Origin of the sequence: Variovorax frigidus, assembly GCF_051216515.1 — a bacterium.
Lineage (GTDB): Bacteria > Pseudomonadota > Gammaproteobacteria > Burkholderiales > Burkholderiaceae_C > Variovorax.
Window position 1 is genome coordinate 1,066,343 of the sequence record NZ_JBPJZF010000001.1, and the last position, 19,210, is coordinate 1,085,552.

The window sequence follows — 19,210 nt, forward strand, 5'->3', positions numbered from 1 at the left end:
TTCTCCCTCCCCCCAGCGGGGGAAGGAGCCACATCCATGAGCGCGACGTTCGCCACCATCGACTGGCGCGGCCGCGCCGTGCGCATCGAGTGCGAATGGATCGCCCCCGAACGCAGCGAGGCGCCGCTCCTCGTCTTCCTGCACGAGGGCCTGGGCTCGGTCGCGATGTGGAAGGACTTCCCCGCGCAGCTGTGCGCGGCCGGGGGCTTTCGCGGCCTGGTGTTCTCGCGGCCCGGCTACGGCCGCTCGACCCCGCGCGACGCCGACGAGACCTGGGATGTCGACTTCATGCACCGTCAGGCGCACGAAGTACTGCCGCCGCTGTTCGATGCGCTGGGCATCGACGAAGCGCCCTGGCTCTTCGGCCACAGCGACGGCGGCTCGATCGCGCTGCTGCATGCCGCGCGCTTCCCCGCCAAGGTCGCGGGGCTGGTGTTGCTCGCGCCGCACATCTTCGTGGAAGACAAGACCGTCGCGAACATCGAGATCGCGCGCACCGCCTACCTGGGCACCGACCTGCCGCAGAAGCTCGGCCGCTACCACGACGATCCGGACTCGGCCTTCTGGGGCTGGAACCGCATCTGGCTGCACCCGCCCTTCCGCCACTGGAACATCGAAGCCGAACTCGAGGGCATCCGCTGCCCGGTGCTCGCCATCCAGGGCGTGGACGACGAGTACGGCACCCTGCAACAGATCCGCGGCATCGCATCGCGGGTCTCCAACACGCAACTGCTCGAGCTGCCGGACTGCGGGCACTCCCCGCACCGGGACCAGCCGCAGGCCGTGATCGACGCCACCGTTTCGTTCATCCACAACAGGAGACATCCATGAGCCACCCCACCACGCGCCGCACCGTGACCGCCCTTGCGGCCTTCGCGCTGGCCTGCATCGCCACCGCGGGCCATGCCCAGCCCGCCAAACTGAAGGTCGGGCTGATGCTGCCCTACAGCGGCACCTACACCGCGCTGGGCGTGGCCATCGAGAACGGTTTCAAGCTGCGCGTCGAGGAACAGGGCGGCAAGCTCGGTGGCCGCGAGATCGAGTACGTGAAGGTCGACGACGAGTCCGATCCGGCCAAGGCCACCGACAACGTGAACAAGCTGATCAAGCGCGACAGCGTCGACGTGATCGTGGGCACGGTGCACTCGGGCGTCGCCATGGCCATGGCCAAGGCCGCCAAGGAGAGCGGCACCGTGCTGATCGTGCCCAACGCCGGCGCCGATGCCGTGACCGGCCCGATGTGCGCACCCAACATCTTCCGCAGTTCGTTCTCCAACTGGCAGCCGGCCTACGCGATGGGCGAGGTCGCGGCCAAGCAGGAAAAGAAGAAGAAGGCCATCACCATCACCTGGAAGTACGCGGCCGGCGACGAGTCGGTCAACGGCTTCAAGGAAGGCTTCGAGAAGTCCGGCGGCCAGGTGGTGAAGCAGCTCACCGTGCCCTTCCCCAATGTGGAGTTCCAGGCGCTGCTGACCGAGATCGCCGCAGCCAAGCCCGATGCGGTGTATGCCTTCTTCGCGGGCGGCGGCGCCGTCAAGTTCGTCAAGGACTACGCGGCCGCAGGCCTGAACAAGACCATTCCGCTCTACGGCCCGGGCTTCCTGACCGACGGCACGCTTGATGCGCAAGGCGACACCGCGCAGGGCATGCTGACCACGCTGCACTATGCCGACGGCCTGAACACGCCGCGCGACAACAGCTTCCGCACCGCCTATGCCAAGGCCTTCAAGCTGCACCCCGACGTGTACGCGGTGCAGGGCTACGACGCCGCGCAGATGCTGGCGATCGGCCTCGACGCCGTGAAGGGCGACATCTCGAAGAAGGCCGAGTTCTCGGCCGCCATCGAGCGCGCCAAGATCGACAGCCCGCGCGGCAGCTTCTCGGTGAGCAAGTCGCACAACCCGGTGCAGGACATCTACCTGCGCAAGGTCGACGGCAAGGAGAACAAGATGGTGAGCATCGCGGTCAAGGGCCTGGCCGATCCAGCGCGCGGCTGCAGGATGTAGGGCTGGCTCTCCCCCAGGCTTCGCGCACTTCGTGTCGCTACGCCAACCCCCTCGCCGGGGGCGACACCTGCGGACCGGCGGAGCCGGATCCGCGGTGTCTCACGCACTGCATCCCCTTCTCAACGATCGCGTCCAGAGAGAACCCCCAACGTGGATTTCGGCACCTTCCTCGTCCAATGCCTGAACTCGGTTCAGTACGGGCTGCTGCTCTTTCTCGTGGCCTCGGGGCTGACGCTGATCTTCGGGATCATGGGCGTCATCAACCTGGCGCACGGCAGCTTCTACATGCTGGGCGCCTACATGGCGTTCGCGTTGTCGCCGCTGTTCGGCGACCAGTTCATCGTGATGCTGCTCGCGGGCGTGGTGCTGGCGGCCATCTTCGGCTACCTGCTCGAATGGGCCTTCTTCAGCTACCTCTACCAGCGCGACCACCTCCAGCAGGTGCTGATGACCTACGGGCTGATCCTGGTGTTCGAGGAGCTGCGTTCGATCCTGGTGGGCAACGACGTGCACGGCGTCAAGGCGCCACCCTGGCTCGAAGGCAGCTTCGCGCTCGGTGACCTGATGAGCTACCCCTGGTACCGGCTGTTCGCTTCCGCGGCCTGCATCGTGCTCGCGATCGGGCTCTACCTGGTGGTCAACCGCACGCGGCTGGGCATGATGATCCGCGCCGGCGCGAGCAACCGCGACATGGTGCGCGGCCTCGGCATCGACATCCGCCGGCTCTACCGCATCGTGTTCGCGGCCGGTGTGGCACTCGCGGCATTGGCCGGCATGATCGCCGCGCCGATGTCCTCGGTCTACCCGAACATGGGCGCGAGCGTGCTGATCATCTGCTTCGTGGTGGTGGTGATCGGCGGCATCGGCTCGATCACCGGCGCGCTGGTGGCCTCGCTGCTGGTGGGCTTCGTCGACACCTTCGGCAAGGTCTTCTTCGCCGAACTCAGCGGCATGGGCATCTACGTGCTGATGGCGATCATCCTCATATGGCGCCCCGAAGGCCTGATGGGCAAGAGGCACTGACATGAAGAACCTTTCCCACTGGACTCCTGTGCTCTGCGCCCTGGCCCTGGCCGCACTCGGACCGATGCTGAGCCCCTACACGTCGGACCTGATCGTCAAGGTCATGATCCTGTCGATCTTCGCGCTGAGCCTCGAACTGCTGGTCGGCATGACCGGGCTGGTGAGCCTGGGCCACGCGGCCTTCTACGGCATCGGCGCCTATGCGACGGTGCTGGGATCGGGGCCCGAGGGCGGCTCGATCGCCTGGCTGCTGCCCCTCGCGATGGGCAGCGCCGCGCTGTATGCGCTGGCCGTGGGCGCGCTGAGCCTGCGCACCCGCGGCGTGTACTTCATCATGGTCACGCTGGCCTTCGCGCAGATGGCCTACTTCGTGTTCCACGACACCAAGGTCGGCGGCGGCAGCGACGGCATCTACCTGTACGTGCGGCCCGCGCTGGGCGCGATCGACATGGAGAACCGCCGGGTGCAGTTCTATGTCGTGCTGGCCGCGCTGGCGGGCACCTACGGCCTGCTTGCGCTGATCCGGCGCTCGCGCTTCGGCGCGGCGCTCGCCGGCATCCGTGTCAACGAGCAGCGCATGCGCGCGGCCGGCTTTGCGGTCTACGGCTACAAACTCGCGGCCTTCGTGATCGCGGGTGCGCTGGCCGGCCTGGCCGGCTTCCTGGTCGCCGCGCGCGACGGCGTGGTCAACCCCGAACTCATGGCCTGGCACAACTCGGGCGAGGTGCTGCTGATGATCATCCTGGGCGGCCTCGGCCACCTGCGCGGCGCGGTGATCGGCGCGGTTGCCTTCACGCTGCTCAAGGAGGTGCTGGGCACGCACGCGCTGGTCGGTCCGCTGGCCGACCACTGGCAGCTGACGCTGGGCATCGCGATCATCGTGTTCGTGGCGCTGCTGCCCAAGGGCCTGATCGGGCTCGCGGCGCGGCTCTCGCCCACGCCCGCAGCGAAGGCGGTGACGCCATGAGCACGCCCCTCCTGTCCGTCCACACGCTGACCCGCCGCTTCGGCGGCCTGGTGGCCGTGAACGCGGTCACGCTCGACCTGCGCCGCGGCGAGGTGCATGCAGTGATCGGCACCAACGGCGCCGGCAAGTCGACGCTGATCAACATGCTCTCGGGCGAGATCGAGGCGTCCGACGGCCGCATCGCGCTCGAGGGCATCGACATCACGGCACGCGCCCAATCGCGCCGCGCGCGCGACGGCGTGGGCCGCAGCTACCAGCGCACCACGATCTTCCCGGAGTTCACCGTGCACGAGAACTGCCGCCTGGCCGCGCAGGCCGCCACGCCGCGGCCCTGGGCGCTGTGGCAGTCTGCGCGCGGCTGCGCCGCCAGCAATGCCGCCGCCGAGGAGGCGCTACGCGCCGCCGGCCTCGAGGGCGAGGCGCACCGCATCGCCGGCACCATGAGCCACGGTGCCAAGCGCCAGCTTGAGGTCGCGATGTGCCTCGCGACCCGCCCGCGCGTGCTGCTGCTCGACGAACCGCTGGCGGGCATGGGGGCGGAGGAATCCGAGCGCATGCTGGCCCTTCTCACGCGGCTCAAGGCCTCGCACGCGATCCTGCTGGTGGAGCACGACATGGACGCGGTCTTCCGCATCGCAGACCGCATCACCGTGATGGTCAACGGCAGCGTGATCGCGACCGGCGAACCGGCCGCCATCCGCAACGACCCGGGCGTGCGCGAGGCCTACCTGGGCGAAGAACAGGTCGAGGGCCACTGAGATGCTGCAGATCGAAGCCATTCACACCTACTACGGCGACAGCCATATCCTGCGCGGCGTCGATGCGACCCAGGCTGCGGCCACCTCGCTCGGCCTGCTCGGGCGCAACGGCATGGGCAAGACCACGCTGATCCGCACGCTGATGGGCTACGTGCGCCCCGCCTCCGGCCGCGTGCTGCTCGACGGCCGCGATGTGACCGGCTGGGCGCCCGAGAAGATCGCGCGTCTGGGCATCGGCTACGTTCCCGAGGGCCGCGGCATCTTCCCCAACCTTTCGGTGCGTGAGAACCTGCTGATGAGCGCGCGCGCCGGCATCGACGGCCGGCGCGAATGGACCTTCGAGCGTGTGATGGCGACCTTCCCGCGCCTGACCGAGCGGCTCTCGCACGGCGGCCAGCAGCTGTCGGGCGGCGAACAGCAGATGCTCTCGATCGGCCGCGCGCTGATGACCAACCCGCGGCTGCTGATCCTCGACGAGGCCACCGAAGGCCTGGCGCCGCTGATCGTGGCGGAGATCTGGCGTGTGATCGCCGACATCCGAAGCACCGGCATCGCCACGCTGATCGTCGACCGCGACTGGCGCCGTGTATTGGCCCACACCGAACGCGCGATCGTGATGGAGAAGGGCCGCATCGTGCTCGCGGCCGAATCCGCGGCCGTGGCAGCCGAGCCCGCGGCGCTGGCGACCTGGCTGGGGGTTTGAAGCTTACGCGCCCGCCAGGCGCACTACTCGACCGTGGTCAACGCTGTGAGCCGGTCGATGTCGAGGATGGTGATGCCGCCGTACTCGGTGCGCACCACCGCCATGGCCTTGAACTGGCTCAGCGCCTGGTTGCAGCGCTGGCGCGACAGCCCCACGAGGTTGGCCAGTTCTTCCTGCGAGATCTGCAGGTGCAGATCGCCGCCGGGGTTCAGCCAGGGGTGCACCAGCCCGGTCAGCGCGCGCGCCACCTGCGCCTCGACGCCCAGCACGCGATGCGCGGCGAAGTCGCCCATGAACCAGTGCAGGCGCTCGTTGATCTGGTTGGTGAGGAAGCGGCCGAAGGCCGGTTGTGTCTCGTACAACCACTCGAAGGTGTTCTTGGGCAGCATGGCGACGCGGCTGTGGCGCAGCGCGATGATGTCGGCCTGCACCGGCTTGCCGCGCAGCAGGCTGCCTTCGCCGAACCAACTGCCGACCGTGAGCCCGCCCAGCGTGACCGAGCGCCCCGCGCGCGTGCCCGTCGACCACTTCATCACGCCCTCCATCACGCCGTTCCACCAGAGCGCGGTCTCGCCGTGGCGGATCAGCGCATCGCCGACCGCCACCGTCCGCTCGACCACGTCGGCCAGCACCTGGTCGCGCGCAGCCGGCGTCAACAGCGCGAACCACGCCGATTCGGCCAGCAGTTGCTGCAGGGTGATGCCGGCCGCGCGCGGCGCTGTCTTGAAGCTCATGGAGGGTGGATGCGTGCGTTGGCGCGGGAGCCGGTCCTGAGGTTTTCCCAGGTGCGGATTGTCGTTCAGACGACTGTGACTTCGCAGCACCCATCCAACAATTCGAAGCGCAAAGACCCCACGTGCGAGCGCCCGCGCCTTCGCCTCTCTCGTCCACCGACTGCCTTTTCCCCCATGACTTCTCCCACCATCCAGCGCGTCGCCATCGTCGCCACCGGCGTCATCGGCGCCAGCTGGGCCGCCCACTTCCTGGCCCACGGGCTGGACGTGGTGGCCACCGATCCTTCGCCCGATGCCGAGGCGCGGCTGCGCGCGAGCGTGGCCCGGCACTGGCCGATGCTCGAACGGCTCGGCCTCGCGCCGGGCGCGTCGATGGACCGCCTCCGGTTCCACCCCGACCTCGACACCGCGTTGCAGGGCGTCGATTTCGTGCAGGAGAACGGCCCCGAGCGGCGCGACTTCAAGACCGATCTGTTCCAGCGCATGGACGCGCGCCTGCCGCCCGAGGTGATCCTGGCCTCGAGCTCGTCGGGCCTCTCGACCACCGACATTCAGTCGGCCTGCCGGCACCCGGAACGCGTGGTGCTGGGCCACCCCTTCAACCCGCCGCACCTGATCCCGCTGGTCGAGGTGATCGGCGGCGAGCGCACCTCGGCACACACCATCGAACGCACGATGCAGTTCTACGCATCGGTCGGCAAGCGGCCCATCCATGGCCGCAAGGAAATCAGGGGCCACATCGCCAACCGGCTGCAGGCCGCGCTCTGGCGCGAGGCCTTCCACCTGGTCGAACAGGGCGTGGCCACGGTGGAAGACATCGACACGGCCATCGCCTTCGGGCCCGGCCTGCGCTGGGGCGTGTTCGGCCCGTTCATGAACCTCCACTTCTCGGGTGGCGCGGGCGGCATCGCGCATGTGCTCGACCACCTGGGCGGCCCGATCGAAGCCTGGTGGCAGGACCTCGGCACGCCGGCCATGACGCCCGAACTCAAGGCCCTGATCGTCCAGGGCATGGCCGATGCGCTCGAGGGCCAGAGCCTCGCGACGCTCGAGGCCCGGCGCGACGAGGTGTTGATCGGGCTGATCCAGGCCAAGGCCGCACCGGCCCAGCCGACCTGATCGCCGGCACGCAACCGCAGCAAAAAGAAAGAACCGCAGCATGGTCGCCCTCTACGACAACCCCGCCCTCGTAGCGCCCGCACGCGCGCTGTGCCTGCAGCAAGCCGACGGCAGCGTGGTGCTCCGTTCCCCCGAACCCCTGGGCGCGTACTCCCGCTGCATCGGCGACTGGCTCGAGCGCTGGTCCGCAGAGACGCCTGACACGCTGGCTTTCGCCGAACGCGATGGCAGCGGCGCGTGGCGGCGCGTGAGCTGGGGCCAGTTGCTCCAGGCCGTCGGCGCCATCGCGCAGCGACTGCTCGACCTGCAGCTGCCGCGCGACCGCCCGGTGGTGGTGCTCTCCGACAATTCGATCGACCACGCGATGCTGATGCTGGCCGCGCTGCACATCGGCCTGCCCTTCTGCCCGGTCTCCAGCGCCTACTGCCGGCTGACGAAGGACTGCGCGAAGATCCGCGGCATCGTCGAAACCCTGCAGCCTTCGTTGGTCTACGCGGCGAACGCCCAGACCTACGGTGCGGCGATGAGCGCCTGTGCCGACGATGCGGTCAAGGTGCTGAGCGAAGGCGCCGAAGACGTGCCCGGTGCACTGCATTTCGGCAGCTTCCTCGACACCGCCGAAACACCCGCCGTGAGGGCCGCCTTCGAGGCCCTGCAGGGCGACGACGTGGCCAAGTTCCTGCTGACCTCTGGCTCGACCGGCCAGCCCAAGGTCGTGGTCAACACGCACCGGATGCTGTGCGCCAACCAGCAGGCGCTGGCGCAGACCTGGCGCTTCCTCGCGACGCGCAAACCCGTGCTGCTCGACTGGCTGCCCTGGAGCCACACCTTCGGCGGCAACCACAACCTGAATCTGGTGCTGCGCCATGGCGGCACGCTGTACATCGACGACGGGCGCCCCGCGCCCGGGCTGATCGAGAAGACCGTGCGCAACCTGCGTGAGGTGCGGCCCAACCTGCACTTCAACGTGCCGCGCGGCCTGGACATGCTGCTGCCCTTTCTGGAAGCCGATTCCGATCTCGCACGCGAGGTGCTGTCACCTCTGCTGCTGGTCTTCTACGCCGCCGCGGCCCTGCCCTCGAGCACCTGGAAGCGCCTCGAGGCGCTGGCCGCGAGCGTGCGCGACGAACCGCTGTGGCTCACCACTTCCTGGGGCTCGACCGAGACCTCGCCGCTGGTCACCAGCGCGCACTTCCGGCTCGACGGCGCGGGCTGCATCGGCATCCCGCTGCCCGGCCTCGAACTCAAGCTGGTGCGCAACGGCGAGAAACAGGAGATGCGCGTGCGTGGCGTCTCGGTGTTCCCGGGTTACCGCAACGCGCCCGAACTCACGGCCGCCGCCTTCGACGACGAAGGCTTCTACCGTATCGGCGATGCGGGCTACTTGGTCGACCCCGAAGACCCGGCACGCGGCGTGATCTTCGACGGCCGCGTGGCCGAGGACTTCAAGCTCTCGAGCGGCACCTGGGTCTCGGTCGGCCCGCTGCGCCTGCAGCTGGTCTCGGCCCTGTCGCCCTATGCGGCCGACGCGGTGATCGCGGGCCACGACCGCGACGAGATCGGCGCGCTGGTCTTCCCCACGGCCGCCGCGCTGGCGGCCGGCCCCGCCGCGGTCGCGCAGAAGGTGCGCGAGGCGCTGGCCGCCTTCCAGCGCAGCGGCGCGGGCTCCTCGCAGATGCCGCGCCGCATCCTGTTCATGGCCGAACCGCTCGATGCCGATGCGGGCGAGATCACCGACAAGGGCTACGTGAACCAGCGCATGGTGCTGGCACGGCGCGCCGACGAGGTGGCGCGGCTCTATGTCGGCGATGCCGACGTCATCCGGATCTGAGAACACATTCCACAAGCACCCTCTTCATGCATGACGATTTCTCTCCCCTGCCCGGCCCCTGCAGCCAGCTCCGCTTCCTCCAGGTCACGCAGTCGGATGCGCTGGTGCATCTGCGCCTGCACCGTCCCGACAAGCGCAACGCGATCAGCGATGCCTTCCTGGCCGAACTCCAGATCGCGTTCTCGGCCCTGCCCGCGCACTGCCGCGCCGTGGTGCTGAGCGGCGCCGGCGAGCACTTCTGCGCCGGCCTCGACCTGTCGGAGGTCATGGAACGCAGCGTCGCCGACGGCGTGCTGCATTCGCGCGCCTGGCACCAGGCCTTCGAGCAGATCCAGTACGGCCGCGTGCCCGTGATCGCGGCGCTGCACGGCGCGGTGATCGGCGGCGGGCTCGAGCTCGCGGCCACGGCGCACCTGCGTGTGGCCGAGCGCAGCACCTTCTACGGCCTGCCCGAAGGCCAGCGCGGCATCTTCGTGGGCGGTGGCGGCTCGGTGCGCCTGCCGCGCCTCGCGGGCTTCAGCCTCATGACCGACATGATGCTCACCGGCCGCGTTCTCGATGCGGCCGAGGGCCAGGCCGCGGGCCTGAGCAACTATCTGGTCGAGCCCGGCGCGGCCCTCGACAAGGCGATCGAGCTCGCACGCAAGGTCGCAAGCAATGCACCGCTGTCCAACTTCGCGATCCTGCAGGCGCTGCCGCGCATCGCCGACATGAGCCGCTCCGACGGCCTGTTTGTCGAGGCCCTGATGTCGGCCGTGGCGCAGGGCGACGACGAGGCCAAGGTGCGCGTGCGTGCCTTCCTCGAGAAGCGCGCGGGCAAGGTGGGAAAGGACGCGTGATCGTGCGCGACGCATCATGCGGCCGCGTAAACCCTGACGTGAATTGTCGTTGCGACGACTGACCTGCAGGACCCGGGATCGAACAATCGGCGCCACCCCATGCGGATTCAATGGTCCGCATTTGTCCCCACTCCAGAGCCGATCCCATGTCCAAACGCAAAGTCATCCTGACCATCGCCCCGACCGGCGGCATGGCCCACAAGTCGCAGAACCGGCACCTGCCGACGCAGCCGCAGGAGATCGCCGACGACACGGTCCGCTGCTGGAACGCGGGCGCCAGCGTGGTCGCGATCCATGCGCGCCGACCCGACGACGGCGCCACCTGCAACCCCGCCATCTACCGCGACATCAACACGCGCATCCGTGCGCGCAGCGACATCGTGATCAACAACTCCACCGGCGGCGGCGTGCACGGCGACATGGTGCATCCGCTGGCGGGCGGCCGCTGGGAAATCCTCTGGGAGGAGCGGCTCAAGGGCATGGACGCCGGTGCCGAGATGTGCACGCTCGACGCCACCACGCTGAACCTGAGCTTCGAGGGCAAGGAGATTCTGATGGACACCTCGCTCGCGCGCGGCCGCGAACTCGCCGCAGGCATGAAGGCGCGCGGCATCAAGCCCGAGTGGGAGGTCTTCAGCCCCACGCACATCCTGCAGGACACCACCACGCTGATCGACGAAGGGCTGGACGACGCGCCGCACTTCGTGAACCTGGTGATGAACGTGCACCGCAATTTCCAGAACGCCATGCCCTACTCGCCGCGCTTCCTCCAGATGATGGTCGACACACTGCCCAGGAACAGCATCTTCTGCGTGAGCGGCATCGGCCCGTCGCAGCTCGAGGCCAACGTGGCCTCGCTGCTGCTCGGCGGCCATGCACGCGTGGGGCTGGAGGACAACCTCTACTTCCGCCAGGGCGAGCTCGCGACCAACGTGCAGCTCACCGAACGCATCGTGCGGATCATCCGCGAGATGGACATGGAGCCCGCCACGCCGGCCGAGGCGCGCGAAATGATGGGCCTGCCGCGCATGGGCGCCGTGCGGCCCGAATTCGCGCTCTGAGCCATCGATTTCCTTCCAGAAGACAAGAGAGACACCCATGAAAAAGTCCCGCATCGCCTGCGCCCTCGCGCTGATGGCCTCGGCCGCCATGGCCCATGCCCAGATCTCCGACGACCTGATCCGCATCGGCTTCATCAGCGACATGTCCGGCATCTACCGCGACTACGACGGCCCCGCGGGCGCGGACGCCATCCGCATGGCGATCGCCGACATGGGCGGCGCGATCGACGGCAAGCGGATCGAACTGCTGACGATGGACCACCAGAACAAGCCCGACATTGCGGCGGCCAAGGCGCGCGAGTGGTTCGACGTGAACAAGGTCGACATGCTGATCGGCGGCGTGAACTCCGGTGCCGCGATCGCGATGGCCGGCGTGGCCGCGGACAAGAAGAAGCCCTACTTCGTCGTGGGCTCGGGCGCTTCCAGCCTCACCAACGAGTTCTGCTCGCCCTACACCATCCAGTACGCCTACGACACCGTGGCCATGGCGCGCGGCACGGCCAACGCCGTGGTGAAGGGCGGTGGCAAGTCCTGGTTCTTCGTGGCCGCCGACTACGCGTTCGGCGCCTCGCTGCAGAACGACGCGACCAGGGTGATCCTCGACAACGGCGGCACGGTCGTGGGTTCGGTCAAGCATCCGCTGGGCGCGAGCGATTTCTCCTCCTTCATGCTGCAGGCGCAGAGCTCCAAGGCCCAGGTGCTGGCGTTGGCCAATGCGGGCGGCGACACGGTCAACGCGCTGAAGTCCGCCGCGGAGTTCGGCATCGGCAGGAACATGAAGCTCGCCGGCATGATCATCACGATCAACGACGTGCATGCACTAGGCCTGAAGACCGCGCAGAACATGTACCTCACCGACAGCTGGTACTGGAACCAGAGCGCGGAATCGAGGGAGTGGGCACGGCGCTTCTTCGACAAGCAGAAGCGCATGCCGTCCTCCTTCCAGGCCGGCAACTACTCGGCCACGCTGCAGTACCTGAAGACCGTGACGACCGCGGGCACCGACGACGCCGACAAGGTCATGGCACAACTGCGCAAGGCCAAGTTCGACGACATGTTCGTCAAGGGCGGATGGCTGCGCGGCGACGGCCTGATGGTGCACGACATGCACCTGCTGCAGGTGAAGACCCCCGCCGAGTCGAAGGAGCCCTGGGACTACTACAAGGTCGTCGAATCGATCAAGGGCGAGGTGCCATGGACGACCAAGGCCGAATCGCGCTGCGCACGCTGGAAGGCGAGCTGAGACGCCGCGGCGGCGTTCCCGCCGCCCCCTGCAGCCGAGCCGCAGGCACCGTCCACTCCAGGCGCCGCGCCGTCTCGTTTAAGCTTCGGCGACACAGCTTTGCCGAGGTTTTCCATGCTCCAGATGCGCCCAGGTTGCGAATGCTGCGACCGCGACCTGCCCGCCGAGTCGGCGGACGCCCGGATCTGCTCCTTCGAGTGCACCTTCTGCAGCGATTGCGCGGAACGCCACCTCGCCGGCACCTGCCCCAACTGCGGCGGCGAACTGATCCGCCGCCCGCGCCGGCCGACGGACAAGCTGGCGAAGTCGCCGGCCTCGACCGAGCGCGTGTTGAAGCCCGCGGGTTGCGTAGCGGCGCAACCACCGATGCCGATGGTGTGAACGTCGATCGCATCGTTGCGATCCGAGCCTCTGCGCGTTCCGAGGCGCTTCAGAACAGGCTGCCCTGCCCCGCCGCACCCGGCGGCCTGAAGGCGCCGAGGTCCAGCGGGATGCGCTGGCGGTTGAAGCCGATGCGATGGGTGGCCTTCTCGAAACGCTGGCGGATCAGGTCGGCCCACAGACCGCTGCCCTTCATGCGGGTGGCGAAGTCGGCGTCGTAGTCCTTGCCGCCGCGCATCTCGTGGATGCGCGCCATCACGCGCGCCGCGCGGTCCGGGTAGTGCAGTTCGAGCCACTGCTTGAACAGCGGCGCCACTTCCCAGGGCAGCCGCACCACGGTGTAGAAGGCGCAGCGCGCGCCCGCCTCCCAGGCGGCCTCGAGCACCTTCTCCATGTCGTCGGTGATGAACGGGATCTGCGGCGCCACGCTCACCCCCACCGGCACGCCCGCCTCGGCCAGCGTGCGGATGGTGCGCAGCCGCCGGTGCGGCGCCGCGGCGCGCGGCTCGAGCTTGCGCGCCAGGGCGGCGTCGAGCGTGGTGATGGTGACGTAGACCGCGGCCAGGTGCTGGGCCGCCATCGGCGCGATCAGGTCGAGGTCCTGCTCGACCGCGCTGGACTTGGTGACCAGGCCGAAGGGATGGCGGGTTTCCTGCAGCACCTCGATCACCGCGCGGGTCAGCCGCAGCTCGCGCTCGATCGGCTGATAGCAGTCGGTCGCGGTGCCGATCGCGATCTGGCTGGGACGGTAGCCTTTGCGCCCCAGCTCGGTGCGCAGCACCTCGGCGATGTTGCGCTTGGCGATCAGCTTGGTCTCGAAGTCCAGGCCGGGCGAGAGATTGAGATAGCTGTGGGTGGGCCGCGCGAAGCAGTAGATGCAGCCGTGCTCGCAGCCGCGGTAGGGGTTGAGCGAGCGGTCGAAGGGGATGTCGGGCGAATCGTTCTCGCTGAGCACCGACTTCGCGTCTTCGAAACGCACCTCGGTCTGCAGCGGCAGCAGCGCTTCGGCGGCCGTCTCGTCGAGCGAGCCCCAGCCGTCGTCGCTGGCCTCGCGCACGTCGCGCTCGAAGCGGTGGGCCAGGCGAGTGGCCGCGCCGCGGCCCTTGAGGGCATGCAGGGGGATGAAGGTGTCGGACATGAAAAATACTGTATTTTCATACAGTATCATCCTTGATTGGCCGACGGTAAAGTCCCCATGTGTGACTTTGCTTTACATCTGCGGTCCTGTCCTGCAATGCCGGGCCCGCAGATGCATTAAGTTACCAAGCCTTATTCCTACCTCTTTGGACATACAAGAATGAAACCGACTAGCACCACCCGCAAGCACCTCTGGATCGTCGCCGCCACCGCCTGCGCCGTCCTGACCCTCACTGCTTGCGGCAAGGCCGGCGATGCTGCATCGAGCGTGAGCGCGGCGGCCTCGGCCGTCGGGGACAAGGTCAAATCGGCCGCCAGCAACGTGGACGTCGGGCAGGCGACCAGCGCCAAACTCAATGGCTACACGCAGGGCTACAACAAGCTGATCGGCACCTTCGGCCTGCCCGAGACCCACGAGCGCTACCTCAAGCTCAACATTCCCAAGCGCAAGGCCACCGAGAACCTCTCGATCAGCGCGGGCTGGGTCGACCTGGCGCTGGAGCAGCTGAAGAAGGCGCGCGCCTTGCCCGCGTCCGAACTGGACACGCTCGACCAGAGCGCCGACGCGCTGATCAAGGAACTCGGCACGCTCGTGACCCAGCTCAAGTCGCTGGAGGTCTACTACAGTTCCAAGGCCTACCAGGAAGACGACCTCGCCAAGGGCAAGGCGCAGGATGCGGACGTGCGCGCCGCCTTCGACAGGAGCACGGCCAGCATGAAGAGCTTCAGCACCGTGCTGGGTGCCGAAGAAAAGAAGCGCAGCGTTGCCATGCTGGCCAAGCTGAAGGCCTCGGGCGACGTGCTCGGCTACAACACCAAGCTGGGCCTGCAGCAGGCCGAGGAAGTGGTGTCGCTCTTCGACAGCGAAGCCGACATCCGCGACCCGGCCAAATACCAGGCCGCCGATGCGATCGTGGCCTCGCTCGACAAGACCCTGGCCGAACAGCGCGAGCTCTACGCTGCCGCCAAGGACAAGGAGCCGCGTCCGGATTCGGCCCACGAGAGCACCGGCTCGTCGCTGGTTTCCTTCATCGGCACCTACCGCACGATGAAGCAGGCCAAGACCGCCAAGGCCTTCAACGACATGGTCAAGAAGTACAACGACGCGGTGTCCAGCGCCAATCGCCTGCGCGGCTGAGTCCGCCCCTTCGCCCGTCTGCGCCGCCGGGGGCGCGGCGGGTTCCTGCCTGCACCTCGGCCGTGGCATGAAAGGTGCAAATAGCTCCTGTCCGACAAGGCAAAGGGCGCTCGGCGGCCCATTCATGGTCGGGCATACGGTTCAATGAACACTGTCGCAAGGGCGCCGCCGGAATTCGCCGGACCCGCCTGCGCAGGAGGAATCCACCCGTGCACATCCCATCCCCACGCCTGAGCGATCAGGACGTCTGGCTTTTCCGTGAAGGCACGCATGCAGGGATGCATCGCGCCATGGGTTGCCAGATGCAGCCCGAGGGCGGCGCGACCTTCGCGGTCTGGGCGCCCAACGCCCGCGCCGTCTCCGTGGTGGCCGACTGGAACGGCTGGAACGACACCGCCCTGCGGCTCGAGCCGCGTTCCGACGCCAGCGGCATCTGGGAGGGCTTCTCGCCCGATGCGACGCGCGGCGCGGTCTACAAGTACCGTGTCTTCGCGCAGGACGGCCATTCGGTCGACAAGGCCGACCCCTTCGGCTTCTATGCCGAGCATCCACCGGCCACCGGTTCACGCGTCTGGTCGCTCGACGACTACGAATGGAACGACGCCGACTGGATGCAGCGGCGCGGCCCGAAGAACGCGCTCGATGCACCAATGTCGGTCTACGAACTGCATCCCGGCTCCTGGCAACGCCAGGGCGGCGAGATGCTGGGCTGGCGCGAGCTCGCCGAGCGCCTGGCGGCCTACGTGGTCGACATGGGCTTCACGCACGTCGAACTGATGCCGGTGACCGAGCATCCCTTCTACGGCTCGTGGGGCTACCAGACCACCGGCTATTTCGCACCCACGGCGCGCTACGGCACGCCGCAGGACTTCATGGCTTTCGTCGACCACCTGCACAGCCGCGGCATCGGTGTGCTGCTCGACTGGGTGCCCTCGCACTTCCCGACCGATGCGCACGGCCTGTCGGTGTTCGACGGCACGCACCTGTTCGAGCACGAGGACCCGCGCCAGGGTTTCCACCCCGAGTGGAACTCGAGCATCTTCAATTACGGCCGCAACGAGGTGCGCAGTTTCCTGATCTCGTCGGCACTGTTCTGGCTCGAGCGCTACCACCTCGACGGCCTGCGCGTCGACGCCGTGGCCTCGATGCTCTATCTCGACTACGCGCGCCAGCCCGGCGAATGGATTCCGAACAAGGACGGTGGTCGCGAGAACCTCGAGGCGGTCGACTTCCTGCGCGACCTGAACCGCGCCGTCTACCGCGCGCATCCGGACACGGTGTCCGTCGCCGAAGAGTCGACGGCCTGGCCCAACGTCTCGCGGCCGACCGACATGGGCGGGCTGGGCTTCGGCATGAAGTGGAACATGGGCTGGATGCACGACACGCTGTCGTACTTCGCCAAGGACCCGGTGCACCGCAAGCACCACCACCACCAGCTGACCTTCTCGCTGGTCTATGCCTTCAACGAGAACTTCGTGCTGCCGCTCTCACACGACGAAGTGGTGCACGGCAAGGGCTCGCTGATCAACAAGATGCCCGGCGACGGCTGGCAGCAGTTCGCCAACCTGCGCGCGCTGTTCGGCCTGATGTGGGCACATCCGGGCAAGAAGCTGCTCTTCATGGGCGGCGAGTTCGGCCAGCGCCGCGAATGGACGCACGACGGCGAGCTCGAATGGTGGGTCACGGGCACCGAGGGCCACGGCGGCCTGCAGCATTTCGTGCGTGAACTCAACCGCGTCTACAAGGCCGAGCCGGCGCTCTACGAGGTCGACTTTTCGCCCGACGGCTTCGAGTGGGTGGAGGCCGACGATGCGCAGAACAGCGTGTTCGCCTTCCTGCGCAAGGCGAAGGACGGCGCGCCTTTGCTTGTGCTGTGCAACCTCACACCGCTGCCACGCACCAACTACACGGTCGGCGTGCCGCTGGCCGGTGAATGGCAGGAGCTGCTCAACAGCGACGCCCGCGACTACGGCGGTGCAGGCTGGGGCAACCTGGGCGGCGCCCAGACCTCGCCCCTGCCCGCGCACGGCCGCCATCAATCGCTCAACCTGACGCTGCCGCCCCTGTCCACCCTGATCCTCAAGCACGTGCCCCATGCCTAAGAGTTCACAGCCTCCCAAGACCCCCAAGTCCACCCTCCCCCCGGCCGCGCCCACCGCAGCCGACACCGTCATCCCGGCGGCACCGGCGATGCCGCAGACCCAGGTCGCCGCCTTGCTGGCACTGCCGCACGGCATGCCCAAGGAGGGCCGCGTGCGCGCCGTGGTCGACGCCGTGCTGCCGGCCGTCGACGGCGGCCGCTTCGCCGTCAAGCGCATCGCGGGCGAAGCCTTCGAGGTCACGGCCCACTGCTTCACCGACGGCCACGACGTGCTGCGCGTGCTGCTGCAGTGGTGGCGCGAAGGCGAGACCACGGTGCACGAGACGCCGATGACGCTGAGCAACAACGACGTCTGGCACGCGTCCTTCCTGCCGCCGGTGCCGGGGCGCTACGTCTACACGGTGCTGGCCTGGGTCGACGGTTTCGCGTCGTGGCGCCATGAACTGACACGGCGTGTCGACGAAGCCGATATCCGCATCGCGGCACAGGTCGGTGCACTCGAGATCGCCGCGGCGGGCACGCGTGCCAGCGGCGAGGACGCGCAGGCCCTGGCCCGCGCCTCCGCCGAGCTGGCCGAGGCTGCCACGGACCGCGGCATCGACGGTCCCCGCCTCAAGGCGCTGGCTCTCGACACCGCGCTAGAGACGCTCGCCTCCAAGTACCCCGATCGCCGCTTCGAGGCGCGCTACGGCGCCGAGCTGTCGCTGGTGGTCGACCGCGAGCGGGCCCGCTTCAGCAGCTGGTACGAACTGTTCCCGCGCTCGGCCGGCACCGAGCTCGGCCAGCACGGCACTTTCGCCGATGTCGAGGCCCGGCTGCCCGCGATCGCGCGCATGGGTTTCGACGTGCTGTACTTCCCGCCGATCCACCCGATCGGCCGGGTCGACCGCAAGGGCAAGAACAACGCGCTCGTGACCGAGCCCGACGACGTCGGCAGCCCCTGGGCCATCGGCTCGGAAGAAGGCGGGCACAAGGACATCCTGCCCGCGCTCGGCACGCCCGAGGACTTCCGCCACCTGGTGGCCGAGGCCGGCAAGCACGGCCTGGAGATCGCGCTCGACATCGCGTTCCAGTGCGCGCCCGACCACCCCTACGTCAAGCAGCATCCGGGCTGGTTCCGCTGGCGGCCCGACGGCACGGTGCAGTACGCGGAGAACCCGCCCAAGAAGTACCAGGACATCTATCCCTTCAACTTCGAGTGCGACGACTGGCAGGGGCTGTGGACCGAGCTCAAGAGCGTGATCGACCACTGGATCGGCGAAGGCGTCACGATCTTCCGCGTCGACAACCCGCACACCAAGGCCTTCCCGTTCTGGGAATGGGCGATCTCCGAGATCAAGCGTGAGCACCCCGACGTGCTGTTCCTCGCCGAGGCCTTCACGCGGCCGAAGGTGATGCACCGGCTGGCCAAGCTGGGCTTTTCGCAGTCCTACACCTACTTCACCTGGCGCAACAGCAAGGAAGAACTCACGGCCTATTTCACCGAACTGTCGAGTTCGCCGGGCCACGAGTATTTCCGGCCCAACGCCTGGCCCAACACACCCGACATCCTGCATGAGCAACTGCAGAGCGGCGAGGCGCCGATGTTCCGGTTGCGGCTCACGCTGGCCGCCACGCTGGCGGCCAACTACGGCATCTACGGCCCGGCCTACGAGCTGCTCGAGCACCTGCCGCGCAACCCCGGCAGCGAGGAGTACCTCGATTCCGAGAAGTACCAGCTGCGCCACTGGCGCACCGAGATGCCGCACAGCCTGGCGCCCTTCATCGCACGGTTGAACCGCATCCGCCGCGACAACCCGGCGCTGCAGACCAACGCCACGCTGCGTTTTCTGCCGGTCGAGAACAACCAGCTGCTGGCCTATGCCAAGTCGTCCGACGACGGCAGCAACGTGGTGGTCACGGTGGTCAACCTCGATCCGCACCAGACGCAGTCGGGCTGGATCGGGCTCACCGCCGAATCGATCGGCGTGCCTGCAGGCCAGTCCTTCCAGGTGCACGACCTGTTGAGCGACCAGCGCTTCCTCTGGCAGGGCGAGTGGCACTACGTGCAACTCGACCCGCAGCACACGCCGGCCCATGTGCTGCGCGTGCGGCGTCGCACCCGCGACGAGAACGATTTCGAGTATTTCCTTTGACCCTCACGAAGAAGAAGCAGAAAGAAGCGCAATG

Annotated in this window: 17 protein-coding genes; 15 read left to right on the top strand and 2 right to left on the bottom strand. The window is 68.0% G+C overall.

Going from position 1 to position 19,210, the window contains the following annotated elements; all coding sequences use genetic code 11:
• The first annotated feature begins 36 nt into the window (after positions 1–36).
• The 6 genes from ACSFBC_RS05005 (at position 37) to ACSFBC_RS05030 (ending at position 5,457) form a co-directional block, all read left to right on the top strand.
• Positions 37–831, top strand: a complete 795-nt coding sequence (locus tag ACSFBC_RS05005) for an alpha/beta fold hydrolase (RefSeq protein WP_435509194.1) — start codon at positions 37–39, stop codon at positions 829–831.
• Positions 828–2,006: an ABC transporter substrate-binding protein gene (locus ACSFBC_RS05010; protein ID WP_435509195.1), complete on the top strand. Its 1,179-nt coding sequence runs from the start codon at positions 828–830 to the stop codon at positions 2,004–2,006. The genes ACSFBC_RS05005 and ACSFBC_RS05010 overlap by 4 nt, the downstream gene beginning before the upstream one ends.
• Positions 2,007–2,156: 150 nt before the next feature.
• Entirely contained in the window at positions 2,157–3,029 is an 873-nt protein-coding gene (locus ACSFBC_RS05015; RefSeq protein WP_435509196.1) for a branched-chain amino acid ABC transporter permease, read from the top strand.
• Between the two features lies 1 nt (position 3,030).
• Positions 3,031–3,996: a branched-chain amino acid ABC transporter permease gene (locus tag ACSFBC_RS05020; protein WP_435509197.1), complete on the top strand. Its 966-nt coding sequence runs from the start codon at positions 3,031–3,033 to the stop codon at positions 3,994–3,996.
• Positions 3,993–4,754: an ABC transporter ATP-binding protein gene (locus tag ACSFBC_RS05025; protein WP_435509198.1), complete on the top strand. Its 762-nt coding sequence runs from the start codon at positions 3,993–3,995 to the stop codon at positions 4,752–4,754. The genes ACSFBC_RS05020 and ACSFBC_RS05025 overlap by 4 nt, the downstream gene beginning before the upstream one ends.
• Position 4,755: 1 nt before the next feature.
• Entirely contained in the window at positions 4,756–5,457 is a 702-nt protein-coding gene (locus ACSFBC_RS05030) for an ABC transporter ATP-binding protein (RefSeq protein WP_435509199.1), read from the top strand.
• Between the two features lie 23 nt (positions 5,458–5,480).
• On the opposite strand, the gene ACSFBC_RS05035 is transcribed toward ACSFBC_RS05030, so the two are convergent.
• Positions 5,481–6,191, bottom strand: coding sequence for a Crp/Fnr family transcriptional regulator (locus tag ACSFBC_RS05035; protein ID WP_435509200.1), 711 nt, complete (start codon positions 6,189–6,191; stop codon positions 5,481–5,483).
• Positions 6,192–6,365: 174 nt separating this feature from the next.
• Between ACSFBC_RS05035 and ACSFBC_RS05040 the strand changes: the two genes are divergently transcribed.
• The 6 genes from ACSFBC_RS05040 (at position 6,366) to ACSFBC_RS05065 (ending at position 12,665) form a co-directional block, all read left to right on the top strand.
• Positions 6,366–7,310: a 3-hydroxyacyl-CoA dehydrogenase NAD-binding domain-containing protein gene (locus tag ACSFBC_RS05040; protein WP_435509201.1), complete on the top strand. Its 945-nt coding sequence runs from the start codon at positions 6,366–6,368 to the stop codon at positions 7,308–7,310.
• Positions 7,311–7,350: 40 nt separating this feature from the next.
• A complete protein-coding gene (locus ACSFBC_RS05045) occupies positions 7,351–9,141 on the top strand; it encodes a feruloyl-CoA synthase (protein WP_435509202.1) in 1,791 nt (596 codons plus the stop codon).
• A 26-nt stretch (positions 9,142–9,167) separates the two neighbouring features.
• A complete protein-coding gene (locus tag ACSFBC_RS05050) occupies positions 9,168–9,980 on the top strand; it encodes a crotonase/enoyl-CoA hydratase family protein (protein WP_435509203.1) in 813 nt (270 codons plus the stop codon).
• Positions 9,981–10,126: 146 nt separating this feature from the next.
• The gene (locus ACSFBC_RS05055; RefSeq protein ID WP_435509204.1) at positions 10,127–11,041 is read left to right on the top strand and encodes a beta-keto acid cleavage family enzyme; all 915 of its coding nucleotides are present in this window, start codon (positions 10,127–10,129) and stop codon (positions 11,039–11,041) included.
• Positions 11,042–11,078: 37 nt separating this feature from the next.
• Positions 11,079–12,284 carry an ABC transporter substrate-binding protein gene (locus ACSFBC_RS05060; RefSeq protein WP_435509205.1) on the top strand — a complete coding sequence of 402 codons (1,206 nt, stop codon included), beginning with the start codon at positions 11,079–11,081 and terminating at the stop codon, positions 12,282–12,284.
• Between the two features lie 114 nt (positions 12,285–12,398).
• Positions 12,399–12,665 (top strand): DUF1272 domain-containing protein, encoded by a 267-nt coding sequence (locus ACSFBC_RS05065; RefSeq protein ID WP_435509206.1) that lies wholly within the window; start codon positions 12,399–12,401, stop codon positions 12,663–12,665.
• 49 nt (positions 12,666–12,714) lie between these two features.
• On the opposite strand, the gene ACSFBC_RS05070 is transcribed toward ACSFBC_RS05065, so the two are convergent.
• Positions 12,715–13,803, bottom strand: a complete 1,089-nt coding sequence (locus ACSFBC_RS05070; RefSeq protein WP_435509207.1) for a PA0069 family radical SAM protein — start codon at positions 13,801–13,803, stop codon at positions 12,715–12,717.
• 159 nt (positions 13,804–13,962) lie between these two features.
• Here ACSFBC_RS05070 and ACSFBC_RS05075 point away from each other — a divergent pair, with 159 nt between their 5' ends.
• The 3 genes from ACSFBC_RS05075 (at position 13,963) to ACSFBC_RS05085 (ending at position 19,176) form a co-directional block, all read left to right on the top strand.
• Positions 13,963–14,940, top strand: coding sequence for a DUF3829 domain-containing protein (locus ACSFBC_RS05075; RefSeq protein WP_435509208.1), 978 nt, complete (start codon positions 13,963–13,965; stop codon positions 14,938–14,940).
• A 215-nt stretch (positions 14,941–15,155) separates the two neighbouring features.
• A complete protein-coding gene (gene glgB / locus ACSFBC_RS05080) occupies positions 15,156–17,042 on the top strand; it encodes a 1,4-alpha-glucan branching protein GlgB (protein WP_435509269.1) in 1,887 nt (628 codons plus the stop codon).
• A gap of 88 nt (positions 17,043–17,130) precedes the next feature.
• Complete coding sequence (locus ACSFBC_RS05085) at positions 17,131–19,176, top strand: alpha-1,4-glucan--maltose-1-phosphate maltosyltransferase (protein ID WP_435509270.1); 2,046 nt, start codon at positions 17,131–17,133, stop codon at positions 19,174–19,176.
• Positions 19,177–19,210: the final 34 nt, after the last annotated feature.